The 17,538-nt window shown below is 65.7% G+C and carries 18 protein-coding genes, 1 pseudogene and 1 riboswitch; of the genes and pseudogenes, 6 read left to right on the top strand and 13 right to left on the bottom strand.

The annotated features are described in order from the left end of the window. Positions 1-3: 3 nt before the first annotated feature. On the bottom strand, positions 4-606 hold the full coding sequence (locus J3E61_RS14660) for an HD domain-containing protein (RefSeq protein WP_210084051.1): 603 nt from the start codon (positions 604-606) through the stop codon (positions 4-6). A gap of 351 nt (positions 607-957) precedes the next feature. Beyond that, positions 958-1,239: a hypothetical protein gene (locus J3E61_RS14665; RefSeq protein WP_210084052.1), complete on the bottom strand. Its 282-nt coding sequence runs from the start codon at positions 1,237-1,239 to the stop codon at positions 958-960. Between the two features lie 48 nt (positions 1,240-1,287). On the opposite strand from J3E61_RS14665, the gene J3E61_RS14670 reads away from it, so the two are divergent. From J3E61_RS14670 to J3E61_RS14680, 3 genes are all read left to right on the top strand, one after another. Continuing rightward, positions 1,288-2,457: a zinc-binding dehydrogenase gene (locus J3E61_RS14670; protein ID WP_210084053.1), complete on the top strand. Its 1,170-nt coding sequence runs from the start codon at positions 1,288-1,290 to the stop codon at positions 2,455-2,457. Positions 2,458-2,459: 2 nt separating this feature from the next. Beyond that, positions 2,460-3,365, top strand: a complete 906-nt coding sequence (locus tag J3E61_RS14675; protein ID WP_192722230.1) for an alpha/beta fold hydrolase — start codon at positions 2,460-2,462, stop codon at positions 3,363-3,365. A gap of 19 nt (positions 3,366-3,384) precedes the next feature. Then, a riboswitch (SAM riboswitch) is annotated at positions 3,385-3,496 on the top strand. A 27-nt stretch (positions 3,497-3,523) separates the two neighbouring features. Beyond that, positions 3,524-3,898, top strand: coding sequence for a hypothetical protein (locus J3E61_RS14680; RefSeq protein ID WP_192722229.1), 375 nt, complete (start codon positions 3,524-3,526; stop codon positions 3,896-3,898). Here J3E61_RS14680 and J3E61_RS14685 read toward each other — a convergent pair. Continuing rightward, positions 3,861-4,535: a DUF3060 domain-containing protein gene (locus J3E61_RS14685; protein WP_192722228.1), complete on the bottom strand. Its 675-nt coding sequence runs from the start codon at positions 4,533-4,535 to the stop codon at positions 3,861-3,863. The genes J3E61_RS14680 and J3E61_RS14685 overlap by 38 nt on opposite strands. Positions 4,536-4,541: 6 nt before the next feature. Between J3E61_RS14685 and J3E61_RS14690 the strand changes: the two genes are divergently transcribed. Continuing rightward, on the top strand, positions 4,542-5,750 hold the full coding sequence (locus tag J3E61_RS14690) for an NAD(P)/FAD-dependent oxidoreductase (protein ID WP_210084054.1): 1,209 nt from the start codon (positions 4,542-4,544) through the stop codon (positions 5,748-5,750). On the opposite strand, the gene J3E61_RS14695 is transcribed toward J3E61_RS14690, so the two are convergent. The 4 genes from J3E61_RS14695 to J3E61_RS14710 are packed head-to-tail and all read right to left on the bottom strand — an operon-like array spanning position 5,707 to position 9,761. Next, a complete protein-coding gene (locus J3E61_RS14695) occupies positions 5,707-6,690 on the bottom strand; it encodes a magnesium transporter CorA family protein (RefSeq protein ID WP_192722226.1) in 984 nt (327 codons plus the stop codon). The genes J3E61_RS14690 and J3E61_RS14695 overlap by 44 nt on opposite strands. Beyond that, positions 6,687-7,442, bottom strand: a complete 756-nt coding sequence (locus J3E61_RS14700) for an isoprenylcysteine carboxylmethyltransferase family protein (protein WP_210084055.1) — start codon at positions 7,440-7,442, stop codon at positions 6,687-6,689. The genes J3E61_RS14695 and J3E61_RS14700 overlap by 4 nt, the downstream gene beginning before the upstream one ends. Before the next feature lie 49 nt (positions 7,443-7,491). Next, on the bottom strand, positions 7,492-9,033 hold the full coding sequence (locus tag J3E61_RS14705; protein ID WP_210084056.1) for an HD domain-containing protein: 1,542 nt from the start codon (positions 9,031-9,033) through the stop codon (positions 7,492-7,494). Next, complete coding sequence (locus tag J3E61_RS14710; protein WP_210084057.1) at positions 9,030-9,761, bottom strand: hypothetical protein; 732 nt, start codon at positions 9,759-9,761, stop codon at positions 9,030-9,032. Before J3E61_RS14710 ends, J3E61_RS14705 begins: the two co-directional genes overlap by 4 nt. Positions 9,762-9,957: 196 nt before the next feature. On the opposite strand from J3E61_RS14710, the gene J3E61_RS14715 reads away from it, so the two are divergent. After that, a complete protein-coding gene (locus tag J3E61_RS14715) occupies positions 9,958-10,362 on the top strand; it encodes a hypothetical protein (protein WP_192722222.1) in 405 nt (134 codons plus the stop codon). Positions 10,363-10,382: 20 nt separating this feature from the next. Further along, positions 10,383-10,670, top strand: a pseudogene (locus J3E61_RS14720) (hypothetical protein); the annotation flags it as partial. A 245-nt stretch (positions 10,671-10,915) separates the two neighbouring features. Here J3E61_RS14720 and J3E61_RS14725 read toward each other — a convergent pair. The 6 genes from J3E61_RS14725 to J3E61_RS14750 form a co-directional block, all read right to left on the bottom strand. Further along, positions 10,916-11,500 (bottom strand): TetR family transcriptional regulator, encoded by a 585-nt coding sequence (locus J3E61_RS14725; protein ID WP_192722221.1) that lies wholly within the window; start codon positions 11,498-11,500, stop codon positions 10,916-10,918. Between the two features lie 7 nt (positions 11,501-11,507). Beyond that, a complete protein-coding gene (locus J3E61_RS14730) occupies positions 11,508-12,209 on the bottom strand; it encodes a crotonase/enoyl-CoA hydratase family protein (protein ID WP_210084058.1) in 702 nt (233 codons plus the stop codon). Between the two features lie 43 nt (positions 12,210-12,252). After that, entirely contained in the window at positions 12,253-13,056 is an 804-nt protein-coding gene (locus J3E61_RS14735; protein ID WP_192722492.1) for a hypothetical protein, read from the bottom strand. 248 nt (positions 13,057-13,304) lie between these two features. Then, complete coding sequence (locus J3E61_RS14740) at positions 13,305-15,638, bottom strand: bifunctional diguanylate cyclase/phosphodiesterase (protein ID WP_210084059.1); 2,334 nt, start codon at positions 15,636-15,638, stop codon at positions 13,305-13,307. Positions 15,639-15,750: 112 nt separating this feature from the next. Next, positions 15,751-16,761: a DUF2235 domain-containing protein gene (locus J3E61_RS14745; RefSeq protein WP_210084060.1), complete on the bottom strand. Its 1,011-nt coding sequence runs from the start codon at positions 16,759-16,761 to the stop codon at positions 15,751-15,753. A gap of 107 nt (positions 16,762-16,868) precedes the next feature. Next, positions 16,869-17,519 (bottom strand): hypothetical protein, encoded by a 651-nt coding sequence (locus J3E61_RS14750; protein WP_210084061.1) that lies wholly within the window; start codon positions 17,517-17,519, stop codon positions 16,869-16,871. Positions 17,520-17,538: the final 19 nt, after the last annotated feature.

The raw sequence follows: 17,538 nt of genomic DNA on the forward strand, positions 1-17,538 counted from the left end.
ACCTTAGGAGCCTCCGTCGACCTGGCGGGCCAGTTCGTCGACGACACGGTCGAGTTCGTCGACCATCCAGCTGTCCAGGCCGCGAGCACGGTAGGCCTTCAGCAGTTCGCCGTAGTACCAGAGGTGATCGTGCGGGTCCTTGCGGTTGAAGCGCTCCCACAGTTTCGGGCCGTGCTCGTGGTAGTCGCGCAGCATCGAGCGTGCGTTGTCGAGCTTGTCGGCGACGGAAACCAAAAGCGTGTCGACGCCGACCTCGGCAAGGTGGTCGACGTAGCGGCGCTTGCGGTCCAGCCATGGCGGCTTGGGTTCCTCGTCGGTGTCGCTGCACTCGGCGACGATGCGCGCGACGTCGTCGCCGAACTTGGTTCGGATCTCGGCCAGCGTTGGGGGACCGCCCTGGTCCTCGACGGCGTCGTGCAACAGCGCCGCGATGGCCTGGGCTTCGGAGCCGCCGTCGTTGATGACGAGCCCGGCCACGCTCAGGAGATGGCCCATGTAAGGGATGTCGCCACCTTTACGCACCTGGTTGTGGTGCTTGTGCTCGGCGTAGACGAGCGCCTTGGAGAACTGGTCGGTCAGTATCGGTGTGGAGGTCTGCTCACTCAATGCGATTTCTCCCCTTTCAGTCTGACCATAGCCGCAGGGGGTGACATGAACGTTTTGCCCGGCTCTACGCGACAAAGTCGACGGCAGCGACAAAGTCGCCAAGAGGTGGGCACAAGGAAGGGTGCTGTCGGGATTCCGCGCCGGGGCGCCTCGGTCTCGCGGGCCCAGTGCACCCACCCGCACCACCACCCCAGCCCGGACCGGTCGATCGCAGCGACGCCGGGATTGCATCCGTACACCGGAATCATGTCGTCTGCCCTTGCGTCCCAATCGATTCCGTTCGGCAGAATGAACCCAACGGCACGGCGTGGGATGGAGCATGCCGACTCAGCGTGATCGGGGTTTGCCGCTCTATCGCGAATTTCGCAGTCGTCTGACTTCGGCGACCAGCCGAGGGACGTCTTGACGAGCGGCGGCGATGAAGTCGAGATCGGCGTCGCTGATCGGCCGGTCGTCGCGGGACACGTACATGTCTTCGTCGCGGTCATCGTCGTCACCGATCTGAATGAAAGTCGATCCGCACGTCATGTCGCGGCCTTCGATCCACGACTTCCATGGCCCCTTGCTTGTCGCGTCCGCGCGCTGCTGCATCGCGTCGAGTTCCGCGTCACTAATTGGCGCCTCGTTCGTCATGCCGCCAATTGTGACGGCTCGAGGGCGAGTGTTCCCTACGCTCGGCCTATGAAGGCAGTCACCTGCACCAACGCCAAGCTCGACGTCGTCGACCAACCCACACCCACGCCGGCCAAGGGCCAACTGCTCCTCGACGTCATTCGCTGCGGCATCTGCGGCTCGGACCTGCATGCGCGCAACCACTGCGACGAGGTCGCCGAAGTGATGGCCGAGACCGGCTACCCCGACTTCATGCGCTCGCACCAGTCCGTGGTCTTCGGCCACGAGTTCTGCGGCGAAGTCCTCGACCACGGTCCGAAAACCCGCAAGACACTCAAGTCCGGCACACCCGTCGTCGCGCTACCCCTGCTGCGACGCGGCAAGGAGGTGCACGCGCTCGGGCTGAGCACGCGGGCCCCCGGCGCCTACGCCGAACGCGTCGTCGTCGAGCAGTCCCTCGCGCTGCCGGTCCCCAACGGCCTACCCGTCGAACAGGCCGCGCTCACCGAACCCATGGCCGTCGGCTGGCACGCCGTCCGCCGATCCGACATCGGCAGAGGCCAAGTCGCCATCGTCATCGGCTGCGGACCGATCGGCCTCGCCGTGATCCTGATGCTCAAGGCCAAGGGTGTGCGAACGGTGATCGCCAGCGACTACTCCGCCGGCCGTCGCGCGCTGGCCATCAAGTGCGGCGCCGACATTGTCGTCGACCCGGCGCTCGACTCGCCGTACGAGGCCGCGAAAGGCCATGGCCATCTCGAAACACCGCTCGACGCTTTCGATCTCGCGATCGGCACCATCGAGAAGCTGCAGCGGGTGCGCCTGCCGTGGTGGCACGTCTGGCGCGCCGCCGACGCGGTCGGTGCCGCCACTCCCAAACACCCCGTCGTCTTCGAATGCGTCGGCGTCCCCGGCATCATCGAGAGCATCATCACCGGCGCGCCGCTGTTCTCCCGCGTCGTCGTGGTCGGCGTCTGCATGGGCGCCGACCAGGTCCGGCCGTCGATGGCGATCAACAAAGAGATCGATCTGCGCTTCGTACTCGGTTACACCCCAATGGAATTCCGCGACACACTGCACATGCTCGCCGACGGCAAGGTCGACGCAACGCCACTCATCACCGGCACCGTCGGACTCGCCGGCGTCGACAACGCGTTCCAAGCGCTGGCCGATCCCGACGCACACGCCAAAATACTCATCGATCCGAAGAGCGACGCCACAAGCCCTCTAGGGAGCTGACGATGAATGTCCTGAGAACCCCTGACTCCCGCTTCGCGAACCTGCACGGCTACCCGTTCGCGCCGCACTACGTCGACGTTGCCGCCAGCGACACCGATGGCCTTCGTATGCACTACGTCGACGAGGGCCCCGCCGACGGCGCACCAGTCGTCCTCCTACACGGCGAGCCCACCTGGAGTTATCTGTACCGCACCATGATTCCGCCGCTCGTTGACGCAGGCCGTCGCGTGCTCGCCCCAGACCTGATCGGCTTTGGTCGCTCCGACAAGCCCAGCGCCATCGCCGATTACACGTACCTGCGGCACGTCGAATGGGTCACGGCATGGTTCGACGCCCTCGACCTGAGGGACGTCACAATGTTCGTGCAGGATTGGGGATCGCTGATCGGACTGCGCATGGCCGCAGAGCAACCCCACCTCGTCGGCCGCATTGTCGTCGGCAACGGGTACTTGCCTGCCGGTCAGCAGCCCGCGAACATCGCCTTCCGCACGTGGCGGGCCTTCGCGCGCTACACGCCGGTGCTGCCGTGCGGACGCATCGTATCCGCGGGCACCGTCACGAAGATTTCAGCCGAAATCCGAGCCGGATACGATGCGCCCTTTCCCGACAAGACTTTTCAGGCAGGCGCGCGGGCATTCCCAACCCTGGTGCCGACGACGCCGGATGACCCCGCGCTCCCGGCGAACCGCGCCGCGTGGGAGGCCCTCGGCCGGTGGGAGAAGCCTTTCCTGTGTGTCTTCGGCGCCAAAGATCCCATCCTCGGTCGCGCCGATCGCCCCCTGATCGCGCATGTGCCCGGCGCCGCGGGTCAGCCCCACGCCCGTATCAACGGCAGCCACTTCGTTCAGGAGGACTGCGGCCCGGAATTGGCCGCCCGGATGCTGGCCTGGGACCCTGCCCGAGCCTGACGCTCTAGACTGAAAACAGCTTCACGAGTTGCCGTCGCCAAGCTCCGACTGGACGGCACGCCAACCCCACGCTCGTGGGTGGCTCGGATGACGAAGCGGTCCGCACCGACCGGTGCCGACAAGAGCGCCTCCACCGGAGGCCCCGACGAGGGAGCAACATGCGCAAGCATTTCTTCCGCGCCTTCATCGCCGATCCCGTCTGCGCGTCCGCGGACCCCGGTCACCACGTCGACATCGGCCGCTACTTCATGGCCGTCGCGAAATCAGCGGTGGCCTTTCCGGTCAGCGCCCACGTCCGCGATGGGCTCGTCCACCTCGACACCGGCGAAATCCTCTGGCATCACCGGCCCGACGACGTCGCGCATGCGCTGAGAAGCAGCGACGGCCACGCCGAGTGGGCGCCCGAATGGCAGGTCCTGCTGGTGCCCGGCGCCGTACTCGCCGACGAGCGAAACGTGTTCACGCTCGCTTCCGAGCGCACCGAATGCGAGGCTCTCAGCCCTGCTGCACCACGTTGTTTCCCGAGTTATTGATGTCCGGGGAGCCGGAGTGATAGGTCACCACGTTTTCGACCCCCGACGCGCTGATCTGGTCCGACGTCTCGAGCGTGACCTTGTTCTGCATGCCCGACACCGACACCGTCGTGCAGTGGCCCGTGATCGTGACCGTGTTCGAGACGCCACTGATGCTCACCGGATTGTCGTTGCATTCGAGCGTCTTGTTCGCGCCCATCCCAGCGACGCTGAGCTGACTACCTGGCGGCGCCGCGGTGGGCTGCGAGGGAGCGTTTGGCATCGAGGGCATCGACGGAATGCTCGGGATGGAGATGCCGGGGAAGCTCGAGATGTCGCGCGTCGCCTTCTGCATCACCACGAACCCGACACCTGCGGCAACGATCAGGAACACCACAGCGATGCCCGCGAACAGCGCCCACGGAATGCCCGCCGACGACTTGCGCTGCGGCGCCGGCGCCCACGGCGCGCCGTACCCCGGCGGCGTGTACGGACCCTGGGCCGGCGGCGGCATTGGCGGCAACGGCGGCGGTGCGTACGCCTGATCGGGTGCCGTGTACGGCGTCGTCCCCGTCCCCAACTCGGTCGCCCGCGCCGTATCGGCCAGCGGTTGCTCGAGCGCCCTGATCCGAGCCTCGGGGTCGTCCTGTGGATTCATGCGCAGATGGTCCCACAGACAGTAGGTGCCCTCAACGAATGTGACAATTTGCTGACGAGGGGCGTGCAACGTCGGCTGAAGTGGTACCCAGGAAGTGTGGTGGCAGCTGGTTTCATCGCCATCGGCAGCGGTCCGGCAGGGTTAAGCGCAGCGGAGACGTTCCGCAGCAAGCACCCGCACATCCCCGTGCGGATTTTGACCAACGACGCCGCCCTGCCCTACGCCAAGCCGCCGCTGAGCAAGGACTATCTTTGCGGCCGCGAAGCCAAGCGCGATCTGCACAGCCCCGGCTGGTTCGCCCGCCACGACGTCGAACTGGTCCGTGGGATCACCGTCGACCACATCGACGTGGTCGGCCAGGAGGTCGTCACCGAGGGCGGCCGCCGCTACCCGTACTGGCATCTCGTGCTGGGCTGCGGCGCCAGTCCTGTCCCTCTCGCGATCCCCGGGGCCGAGGCCGCGCTTCCGCTGCGGTCGTTCGCCGACGCGCTGATCCTGCGGATGGCCGCCCGCACCGCCGACTCCGCGGTCGTGATCGGTGGCGGGCTGATCGGCTGCGAAGCCGCGGCCACACTCGCCGCCCGCGGCGTCCCCACCACGATGGTTGCTGCCGAACCCGTGCCACTGCAGCGCAGATTCGGCGACGAGGTCGGCGAACGAGTCGCAAAGATACTGTTGGACAACGGGGTTCGCTTCATCGGGTCGACGGCTGTGACCGCGATCGACGACACCCACGTTCACCTCGACACCGGTGCGAGCATCGACGGTGACGTCGTCGTCTCCGCGACAGGCGTGCGCCCCGATGCGCACCTTGCCGTCGACGCCGGGCTTGACACCTGCGACGGCCGCATCGTCGTCAACGAGCACATGCACACCTCGGCACGCAACGTCTACGCCGCAGGCGATGTCGCATTGGCCTACAACGTCACCGCAGGCAGGCGTATCCGCGCCGAGCACTGGCGAGACGCCGCGCAGCAGGGCCGCATCGCTGGGCTGACCGCGGCCGGCCAGCCTGCATCCTGGCGCAAAATTCCCGAATTCTCTTGCGTCATCGGCGAATCCACGTTGAAGTACCGCGGCTGGGGTACCGACTACGACAACACCCGACTAGACGACCACCGCGACGGATTCACCGTCTACTACGAGTCGGAGGGCGATGTCGTCGGCGTCCTCACAGCCAATCTCGCCGGCGGAACATCCAGTACAGCACGATGACCATCAGCACGATGACCGACGTGCTGACCAGAAATCCCGAGAAGGTGTTGATGCCCGGGTACTCGACGTTCTGGCCGTAGAACCCGGTGATCGCGGTCGGCACCGCGATGATCGCCGCCCACCCGGTCAGCTTCTTCATCACCGTGTTCAGCCGGGCGTCCTGCAGCGACAGGTTCGTTTCGAACACGGTTGTCACCATGTCGCGCAACGACTCTGTCCACTCCGAGACGCGCAGCACGTGGTCGTAGAGGTCCGAGTACAGCGGATCGAGTTCGGGTGCCGTCTTCGCGTCGAGACGCCGATGCTGGATGGAGTTGACGACCTCGCGCATCGGCAGCACGACGCGGCGCAGCTCGACGAGGTCCTTACGCATTCGGAATGTCTTGCGCTGGAAGTCTTTCCGCGGGCTGTTCTCGAACAGGTCGTCTTCGACGCTCTCGATGCCTTCGTCGAGCTTCTGCACCGCGTCGAAGTGCCCGTCGACGACCACGTCGAGCAGCCCATGCACCAGCGAGCCGACCCCGTATTCCTGGCCGCCGAGTTCGTCGAACCGCTGCGACACCGCATCGATGTCGAAATGCGGTGACAGCCGCACCGTGATCAACCCCCGCGGCAACACGAACCCGGAGATGCGGTGCACGTCGAGCATCGACTCCGTGTCATCGGCGGGCTCGCGGGTGGAGACGCCGTACACCGTGACGAAGGTGTGGGTGCGGTAGACGACGGCCTTGGTGCGTTCGGACTCGGCGATCGCGTCCTCGACGGCCCAGCTGTTCAGGCTCAGCTCTTCGGCCAGGTCCTTGAGGATCGCGTGGTCGGGGTCGTAGATGTCGCACCACACCAGGGTGTCCTCTTCGGCCAGGTAGTCCGAGATCGACGGGAAGTCGAAATCGTCCTGCGGCTTGCCGGCCCGCCAGACCCGGCCTCGGACGTGCGTCACCCCTTCATCATGTCAGGGCGGCGCATCCGCGCGCGTGGCCGCGGCACCAGCATCGGGACGGTCTGGCGGTACGCGTCGTAGCGCGCACCAAGCGTGGCGGTCAGGTCGCGTTCCTCCAGTTGCATCGCCACCAGGATCCACGCTGTCGTCACGCAGGCGAACAGCAGGTGCCCGGCGGTCATCGTCGGCGCCGCCCAGAACGCGACGATGAAGCCGAGGTTCAGTGGATGACGCACCACGCGATAGAACAGCGTCGTGCGGAAGCCCGTCTGCGCCTGCGGCCGCGACCGCCAGACCGCGAACACCTGCCGCAGCCCGAACAGCTCGAAGTGGTTGATCATGAACGTCGACGCCAGCACGATCGCCCAGCCGAGCCAGAACAGCGCCCAGATCACCAGCCGCACCGGCTGCGAGTTCACAGCCCACGCGACGGCGGGCAGCTCCCGCCACTGCCAAAGCAGCAGGGCCAGAACAAGACTCGCGAGCAGCACGTAGGTACTGCGCTCGACGGGCTGAGGAACGTAGCGCGTCCACCATCGCTTGAACGCCGGGCGCGCCATCACGCTGTGCTGCACCGCGAACAGGGTGAGGAGCGCGACGTCGATGGTTATCGCCTGGCCGACGGGAGCGGAGATCGCGTTGTCGACGCTGCGCGGGGTCAACCCACCGATAAAGCCGATCGCGTAGACGAACACGACGAGAAACAGCGCATAGCTGATCGCGCCGTAAGTGATTGCGAGATAACGGTTCATGGCTCTCAGCGTCGCGCCGAACTGGTGCTCCGCGCATGGGGCATTTGCCTCAACTCTCGACGCGCCCGACCAGTCCTCGTTCGAGCGCGTACATGCTGGCGCCGATCCGGTTCGAAACGCCGATCTTGGCGTAGGTGCGTTCGACGTGGTTGCGGGCGGTTTTCTCGCTGATCACCAGCTTCGCGGCGATCTCCTTGTTGGTCGCGCCCTGCGCCACGAGGCGAAGCACATCGACTTCGCGTGCCGTCAGCCCATCGGGCCGCGGCTTGGATTTGAGCGACGCGTGGCCTGCGGCGTGCAGCACCGCGTCGACGGCGATCTCGTCGAGCTCACCGTCGCGCACCCGGTTTCGCAGCCGTCGCGCCGCGCTCTCCGGCGACATCGCCTCGCGATATGGCCGTGGCTCGAGTGCGGACTGATAGCTGACCGCGGCCGCCACCAGCCGATCCGGCATCGTCAGCTGCCGCGCCGACAAACCCCGCGGATATCCCGAGCCATTCAGGCACTCATGATGATTCGCGGCGATCTCGGCCACGTCCTTCAGCCCGGGCACCCGATGCAGGATGCGCTCGGTCAGATACGGATGCAGCCGCATCCGCTCGAATTCGGCCATCGTCAATTCGCCTGGCTTGGACCAGATTTGGTTGGATACGCCGATCCGGCCGATGTCGTGAATATGGGCGGCCCTGCGGGTCGACGTGACGGCATCGGAGTCGAGGCCCGCGGCCGCCGCGGCGTCGGCAGCAAGCTGCGCGGTCGCCCGCGAATGTCCCAGCGTGAATGGACATTTCAGGTCGACGAAGTCTCCGATGGCGACGATGAGGTGGTCGAGAGCCTGTTCGTCGAGCGTGATGTGCCGATCGGGCGCCTGCTGTAGCGCCATCGTCCAGACGTCTCCGGTCGACGGGATGGCGAGCAGCGATTCCGCGTCCGCGGTGAACGCGTCGACGACCGCGGGATCGAACTGCCCGCCGCGCCTGTTGCGCGCCATCGCAACCGCGCCGACCGTGCCGTACTCGCGCTGATGCACCTCGACCATGTCGGCCACCTGCGCGACGCGCATCTCGATCGGGATCGCCTCGCCCGCAGCGCCGTTCGGCAGACCGCCGCCGTCGAACCGCTCGAAGGTGTACCGCAGCGCGGTCTGTACGTCGGTGGCCAGGCCGATGCGCTCGGCCAGCAGGGCCGCCGACGTGCAGTGCGAATGGATGAGATTCGAGATCTGACCGCGGGCGTTGAGATACAGCGTCGAGATGGTCTTCAGTCGCTGCAGCAGCGATTCGCCGTGCCGGATGTTGGTGAGCAGGAAGCGTTGATACGGCAGCCCAGACCAGTCGACCAGATACGAGCTGCGGCGCACCGAGATGTCGTCGCCGAACCACCGCGCGTATTCGTGCGAATCGGCGTGACAGCCGATCCACATGATCAGCGTCGTGTAGTAGATGTGATCCCGTTGCGCCTGCGGCAGTCCCATGCGTTCGGCGAGCCGCGTGGCGATCAGCGCCGACCGCAGCATGTGCTCCGCGGGTTGGCCGAGGCCGAGGTCGACGGCCACCGACAGCGCGGCCAGCACCTCAGCGCGGGTAGTCATATGCCGATTCTGTCCCCGTCGAGATGCCGCGCGATGTCGAACGGCTCGAAGCGGCCTTGTGCGACGGCGCAGATGCCGCGTTGGGGGAGCTGGAAGTCGGCGAGGTTGCCCTGCACGGCGTGCGGGCCGACGCGGCCCAGGTTCTCGCCCTTGACCACGGCCGTCGAATCGGCCACGGCCCAGACTTGTTTGGGCGCGATCCGGAACTCCTGGCCGTTGGGCAGGTGCCCGGTCAGCCGCATCCTTCCGACGCCGAGCAGCGGACCGACGACGGCGCCCATCGTTTTGAGCGTGCCGCGGCTGGTCCAGGCCGCGGTGGGCAGGTGGCTGCCGACGACGCTCATCAGGCGGGTCGGCCACGTCTGTTCGACGTCGACCCGCCACTGCAGCACATCCTCGATCGAGATCAGCAGCGACCACGGCGTGAGCCAGGTGGAGCGGATATCGCACACCACGGGCTCGACCGGGGTCGCCGAGCTGAAGTAGCGCGAGCAGCTCTGCGGGCCCGGCGTGGTGGCGTAGAAAGTCCAGACGCCGTCCGGAGTGCGATGCCACACCGAAAGGTAGCCGGGCGCGAACGAGGTCGCGGGGAAGTCGCGGAACGCCAGGTAGTGGCCGTTGGCGAACGGTAGGCCCATGACACCGAAGCCGACAACGCGCTCGTCGTCCCCGGGCGGCAACTCTAGATCCTTGGTGGCGGCCGCGGCGGCTTGTGGGGTGCTTGTCATGGGCCAATGGTGTGCCGGCCGAGCCGGCCAGGGCATGGGGCAATTGCCTCAACTTGGGATCGGTAGCGGGTCGACGGCGCTGTACTGGATTTCCCCGACATGCAGGGCTCCAAGAATCCTCCAAGGCGCCCGCCGCAGGTTGGGGTGGTAGTGACCGCATCGCCAGCGGGGTGGCGCCTTACGAAAGGAAGCAACCATGGGCCGAATGTCACGGTTCGCAACCGCTGTCGTCGTGTCCGGCGGAGTCGGCCTGGCCGCGATGGCCACGGCTCACGCCGATCCCGGTTGGGGCCCGAGCTATCAGGGCGGCAACTGTCCGGGCAGCATGACGTGCACGCACTGGTGTCCGGGCGACGCGCTGTATTCCTGGAGCAACATGATTCCCTGGGACTGGAACGTCTGCCACGACTGGTATTGGAACTCGGAGGGCGTCGTCGACGTCAACTCCAACATGATCTACCCGTGGCACGGCGTTCCGCACGACGCGGGTCCGCCGCCGCCGGAACTGCCGCCCTACACGCCGCCCCCTCCGCAGCCGTTGCCCCCGGATTGCCCACCGTGGTCGCCGTTCCTCGCGCCCTCGCGGTGCGGCGGGCTGTAGGTCTGACGAAAGGTGTTGACATGAAACGAGTTTCGCGGCTCGCAATGACATTGCTGGTGTCCGCGGGTCTGAGCCTGGGCGGTTTCGGGTTGGCTGCCGGCACCGCACATGCCGATGCGTGGCCCGGCTGCCCGAACGACCACCCGGAGGGGCCGTGTCGCTGGTGCCCCGGGGACCCTCCGGTTCAGACCGGCAATCACATCACCAATCCAGTGGTTTGGGACGAAAGTGTCTGCCACACCTACTGGTACGTGTACTTCGGTCAAGGCAACGTCGCGCAGAACATCTTCGAGGGCGATACGCCTCCGCCCCCGCCGCCGCCACCACCGCCTGCGCTGATCAACCGCGACAACTGCGCGCAGATTCTCGGGATCTTCTGCCCCAGGGCATGACCTCCCAATTGCCCGGCTCTGAGCGACAAAGTCGCCGGGAGCGACAAAGTCGCTCAGAGCCGGGCAATTTCACATACGAGTTTCCCGAGGCGTCCGACCGTCTGCCGTCCGGCAACTCGTACGGCCCGAACATCGAGCCGACGCGACCGGCCATAGGAGGATTATCGCAGCCCGGCTAGCAGTGACGTCACCCCCAGCTTCCAGCGTCGCTCGATCAGCGTCCCGGATCCAAGCCAGCGCCCCGCCTCCTGCACCGCCAAACCCTGTGCCAGAGCGAGCAATACGTGTGCGATGTCGTTCGCGTCGCCACTCAGCAGACCCGCGTCGATGCAGCGCTGGATCCGCCCGATGAACACCTCGCGAACCGACGCCCCTGCCGCCAGTTCCTCCGGTCCCGGCTCGAAATCCGCGAACGGCCGCGAGAACATCACCTGCGCCAGTCGCGGATACGCCCGGCAGAACAACCGGAACACCGGAACCAGCCGCTCGACGTCCCCAAGCGGATCTGACGTGACGGGAACCTTCGCCAACTCGGCGCCAAGCAGCCGGAAACCCTCGAAGAACATCGCCCGCACCAAGCCGGCCTTGTCGTCGAAAAGCTCGTACACCGCGGGCACCGATGTGCCCGCCCGCTCCGCCACCCGACGGGTGGTGAACCGGGCGATGCCCTCGTCGGACAGCGTGCTGATCGCGACCTCGAGCAGCCGGTCCCGAAGCTCGGGCGTGCGCTGCTTGGCCCTTGGCATCGAAGGCCTAGCCGAGCGTGAATTCGGTTGCGAGCCCGTCGATTCCGGCCTTGATCGCCTTGAGAGCGGAGTCGCGCGCCTTCAGCTTGGTTGCCAGGTGCGCACCGGCGTGCAACGTCGAAGCCGCCTCGCGCGCCACCTCCTGCGCCCGGGTCAACACCCGGTCGGCCTCGACGAGCTCGTCGAGCCAGCCGCCAGCGACCGCCTCGTCGCCTGCGAAGGTCGCGGCCATCGACGCGCCGCGCTCGAACGCGGCAGGCGTCAGTCGCGCCCGCATGATCTCGATCGCCGAGATCGGAATCGTCATGCCGATCGCCACCTCGATGGCCTGACACCTCGACTTGGGCTGGCCGATCCGATGGTCGCCCGAAAGCAGCAGGAACGATCCCATCGCGATCGCGGGGCCCGTCGCCGCCATGATCACCGGCGCCGGGAACGTCAGGCAACGCATCGACAATTCGAAGCCGCCCGCGAGCATGCCCAACGCTGCCTTGGCGTCACCCGACTGAAACACCGCCAAGTCGAAGCCGCCGGAGAACACCCGCTGGTTGCCGGCGATCACGACCGCTTTGGCCGAGTCCTTCTCGGCCTTGTCGAGCGCTTCGTTGATCGCCGACTGCATTGCCGGTCCCAGCACGTTGACTTTGCCGTCGTCGAGGGTGATCGTCGCGACGGTTTCGTTGAGCTCGTATGTGACGGTGTCAGCCATGGCTAACGATGTTACGTAACAAGGTTACGAAAGCCAACACCTGCTAGATGGCGCGATGCCTGCCGTTGATGATCGTGGTGTGCGCGTCCTCGAAAGCCGTGTCGACATGGTTGTTGTTCGCCGCGGCGTCGTTCAGTTGGTACTGGTCGCGGTAGCGCTCACGCAGGTCGTCGGCGGCCGCCCGCACGCGGTTGATCTCGACGCGCAGCACGTCCTCGCGGCTCTCACTGGCCGCGTAGTGGTAATAGGTCAGCAGGTGGCGCAGCAGTTCGAGCTTCTGCTTCTCCTGGCGGGCCAGGTCGTGGGTGGTGAGCAGCTCGAGGCGCTCGACGGGGTGCAGGGTCGCCCAGTCCAACACCGCGGTGGACCGGAACTGTGTGCGCTTCTGCTTGGTGCGCCCGCTGGCTTTGGGTTGGTCGTAGTAGGTCACCGCGCCGTGGAAGCGCGACGCGATGGCCTCGCCCAACTCGCGGCGGTCCAGCGCGGAATCCCACACGATGCGCCATTCCTGCGTCGGCGCCAGATAAGGGATCTCCGCGGGCAGGTTCAACTCCGTGATGTCGACATAGCGGTCCTCGTAAGCGGTTTCGTACTTCCCGACGGTCGGCGGGTTCGCGAACTCGAATCGGATGCCGTACGCCGGGGTCTTTCCGAAGTTCTTGACGACGAGCTCCACAAGATGCCAGTCGTTGGCGGCGGGCTCCATGAACATCGCCACGTTGGGCTGCGTCAGCTCCGCGCTCTGTGCCTTGGCCTGTTGGTACTGACGCCAGGCGTACACCAACGCCGCGATGCCGACCATGACCGCCAGCCATGCCGCCAGCGCCGTCCAGCCGCCCGCCGACATGCCGAGTACATGGTCTGAAAACCAATCCACGCACCGCAGTAAACCACGGTCGGCGCGTCGTTACATCATTCGCCGGGGTGCGACTTTGCCGGTTGCTGGGACGGTGTGGATTTATGGGTAAATAGAGACTGGAGTGCCTAAGGGGGTTTCGGGAGCATTGCCGGTGCCGGCATCGGGTGGTCGCTCAGCGTGAACGCCTATGGGTTCGGACGAATCGGCGTGTTCTTGGCTCTCGTTCCGCTACGGCATCAAAGCGATCTCACTGCGGTCGGCGCATTTTTGGTCGACAACAGATGCTCGAGCAGTTCCGATGCGGTGAGGGGCGGGCTGTAGTAATACCCCTGGGCCACTTCGCAACCGGACTCACGCAGCTTGGCCGCCGTGGCGCTGTTCTCAACGCCCTCCGCGACGGTCGTTACGCCAAGGACGTGCGCGAGATCAATGACCGCCTCTACGATCGCCGCGGCCCGTTCGTTAACGAGAATCGGTCCGATGAACTGTCGATCGAGTTTGACTTCGTCGATGGGCAGATCGCGTAGATACCGCAGCGCCGAGTAGCCGCTGCCGAAATCGTCAATCGCAACCCGCATGCCGTGCCCTCGCAGGTTGTCGAGAACGACGCGGGTCCGGTCGATGTTGTCGAGCAAGAGGTCTTCGGTGATCTCGATGGTCAGTGCGTCTGCGCTCAGGCCACGGTCGTTGAGTAAACGCACTATCCGGCTCGGCAGGCCCAGGTCACCCAGTGAAGGGGCAAAGACGTTGATTGCAAGGGGAACTCGCAGTCCTCTCGACTGCCAGTGCGCCGCGTCGTCGAGAGCTTGAGCGAAGACGAGGTCCGTCACCGATCCCATCAGTCCGTGCTCACGCACCATCGGCAGGAAGTGGTCCGGGCCTAGCAAGCCGCGTTCGGGATGCGGCCATCGAACCAACGCCTCGACGCCGACGATCTTGTCGTCGCGCAAGTCGAACTTGGGCTGATAGACAAGGCTCAAGTTGAGATTGTCGATCGCGTGCCGCAATTGGCCGAGCAGCCTCAATGCGATCGCTCCGTCGCGCGCTCTGCTTCTACTGATGTCTCTCATCGCTCCGAGTTCACTCGGATCAAACAAGTGCATGTCCGGCGTGAAGGTATGCACACCGCCAGTCCGCGAGCGTTTTGCCGAATACATTGCTACGTCAGCCTGTTTCAGCAGCTGATCGGCGGTGATGTCGGGCTGGTCGCCGGTGGCGACGGCAAGTCCGATGCTGGGCCGCAACAGTAGATCGTGCCCGTCAATGGGTATCGGTTCATCGAAGACGTTCGCCACCCGGTGCGCGACAAGGCGCGAGTGCTCGGGCCTGCCCTCCATCACTATGGCGAACTCGTCACCACCCAGCCGGGCGACTGTGTCGCCTGTCCGCACGCAGCCAAGTATCCGTTCTGCGGTCCTGACCAACAACGCGTCTCCCGCCGGATGCCCCAAGCTGTCGTTGACCAGTTTGAAATCGTCGAGATCCAGCGACAACACGGACACCGATTGGTTGTCGCGCTGGTGAAGTTGCATGGCGTGTGTCAGTCGGTCGTTGAACAGCGCCCGGTTCGCCAGCCCCGTCAACGGGTCGCGCAACGCCTGATCGGCCACCGTTGCCATTAGCCGCCGGTTTTGGCCGACGACAATGAATTGCCTTGCCAGGACTACGAGAACCAGCAGGGCGGACGTGACGAGTATTGGACCCAGACCAGATATGGGCGTGAATTTCGGGAGGCATACCAGGACGGCCAGCGCGAGAGGCGGATAGGGGATCCACATCGATGCCCGCGATGGCGCTTCCGCCTCGAGCTCGTCGCTGTGTGGGGTCCGCAGGCTGACGAGCGCGGCCGAGCTCAGCGCCAGCAATGCCGCGAACCAGCCGATGTCCATCAGACTGCCGCCGTTGGAGTCCTCGTTGCCTGCCACGAAGAGGTAGGCGCTGTCCGAAAAAGCATTCAACACATTCCCGGCCAGCAGCAACACCAGCGTCGTGCGCTGCCTGGTCCGTGCCCGCCCCAGGATCAAGAGCGCAACGGTGACGACAACGATGTCACTCACGGGATACAGCAGCGAAACAGCCAGCGCGAAAGCGCTCTCAGCCCCGGCCCGGTAAACGTTCTCCAGGACGAGTACCCAGGACACCTCGAACAGGGCGCCCGCGATGATCAGCGCGTCTAGCACGAGACGGGCGCGGGACTGCTTCGAGTATCCGGTCGGAAACAACACCAACGCCAGACACGCTCCGACCGGAAACAACAGGTAACCGGCGTCGGCAAGCGACGGAAATGGGGTTGGCTGCTTGAGAATCAACTCGTAGTAGTCGGAGAATACGTCGCCCGCTACCCAGCCGACCATACCGACGGTCAGACACATCCACGCCGTCCGTTGCCGGCCCCGTGCCGACTTCGCTGCCAACGCCGCGCATATGGCCGCGAATACCGCAAAGCTCAGCAATCCAAGGGTGGAGCCCACGTGGGTGGCCCACTTGCCGCCCCACCCGCCGACCAGCCACGCGGAAAAGCCAACGGCTGTCGCCGCGGCCAAACCCGTCACGTATCCGATTGCCGGCACCCGTCATAGGCTAGCAACTTTTCGTTAGCTGGGGAAATGGAGCAACGACGTCGATGTACTAACGCAGGTGGTAGGAATTAGCAAAGTACGTGAATGCGGGATCTCGCCTGAGCTAGGACGCCGCCGCGGCGAATACCTTGGGCTCGGCAGGCACGGCCGTCGACTCGGTTTGCACCAGTCGTTCGCCGCGGGCGAGCCAGTCGGTGTCGACCCACACCACATGGCCGGGCAATCGCCGCCAGTACTCCGGATGCGCGCGCAGATAGATGTCGACGCTCGCGTGTAGCAGCGAGTCGGCGGGCAGCCGTCGCAGCGACACCGTGCGGGCGCTGCCTGCCAGTGCGTCGAATTCGGTTGGCGCAGGCGCGTCCCTGTGGCCGGTGGCGCGTACTGCCACACCGGCGTGCACCGCACCGTCGAGCACCCAATCGAGTGCGATGTCCGCCAGCGGCCAGCATGCTCCTGGTCCGCCCGCGACGTCGCAGTGCGCCCCGCGGAACCAGACCTCCTCGACGCTCTCGGGTGACGACACCAGATGGTGTGAGCCCAACCGGCCGTCGATTGCGACCGCGTGCCGTCCCGCGACGACTTTCTTCAGCGGTTCCTCTGCCGCGTGACCCGGCACGCCGACCATGTCCCAGAGCCCCAAAAACTGTACGGGAACGCCGATTTCGCGATGGCCGGCCAACCGCGCGGCCAGTACCCGAAGCCGCCGCCAATCCTGCGGGCTGCGCCGGGTTCGTGGCACGGCATAGGCGGCGAGCACGTAGTCCATCAGGTCGGGGAGTACACCCACGGTGCCGAGCAGTCGGGCCAGCGCGTGCGCACAATATGCGCCGCGGCCGACGCCGAACAGGTAGATCCGATCGCCGCGGTCCCAGTTGTCGACCAAGAATTCGTAGGCCTCGGCGATCGTGGTCCGTGCCTCGTCGGTCGCGGCCTGGCGCCACCGCAACCTGGCCAACGGATCGCGGTCGGCGGCGGGCACCTGCGCGCCCGGGTGGTACCAGGTGATCTGTTCGTCGCTCTCGTCGAGCAGACGCAGCAACGCCTCGACGTTGGTGGCATCACGGGGTCCAGGATGGTCTGGCGCCCGGTCAAAGCACAGCACGATGTTCTTCACGGTGACCCCCGACGGAACTATTGACGCTGTTGGGGATAAGTTTGCTCCGCAAAATTCGCCGTGTCCTGCGTATCGCACTACTCGAATTGCGAATCACTGCGGATTCGCTATAGCGCGACCTCACTGGGCGCGGAATCCGCGATCGTGATGCCGCAGGCGCGGCCGAATTCCTCCGCCGTCAGCCCGTCGGCCGAGTTCATGTCGCAGCGGCCGAACGGTGGTGCGCCCTCAGGAAGGCCGCCGCCGTACCCGGAGCCGTCGGTGTATTGATGGGCGACCTTCCCGGGGTAGGGCGGGTTGTGTCCGTAGGCGGCCACCACCAGTCGGATGCCCGCTGGTTTGTTCGGCCACAGGTTGTTCAGGTCACCGACATTGCCGTACCCGATCACCTTGGCAGTCGAGCCGACGAACGCACCGACGGCCTCATATGCCGCGTTGATGCCCGCCGACTGATTGCCGCGGATCTGTCCGCTCCACGACTCGACATCGAGCATCACCGCCATCTTCGGATGCGGCCTGCCGACCATCTCCTTGAACACCTCGACCGTTTGCTGCCAATTGGGCCGCCAGACAAAGTAAACGATGAAGAAGGTCAGCCTGCCGACCTCGGCGTTGCGCAGACACCAGCCATAGTTGTTGGCCCAGCGACGATCTCGATGCGTGCCGTCGTTGGACCGGATGCACAGCACCGGATACGGATAACTGTCGTTGACACCGACCTGCCACTCGGACACATCGGCGTAGAGCGTGTCAGCCACACTTCCAGTCTGCGGGCAA

It is taken from the genome of Mycobacterium sp. OAE908, from assembly GCF_017872775.1.
Lineage (GTDB): Bacteria > Actinomycetota > Actinomycetes > Mycobacteriales > Mycobacteriaceae > Mycobacterium.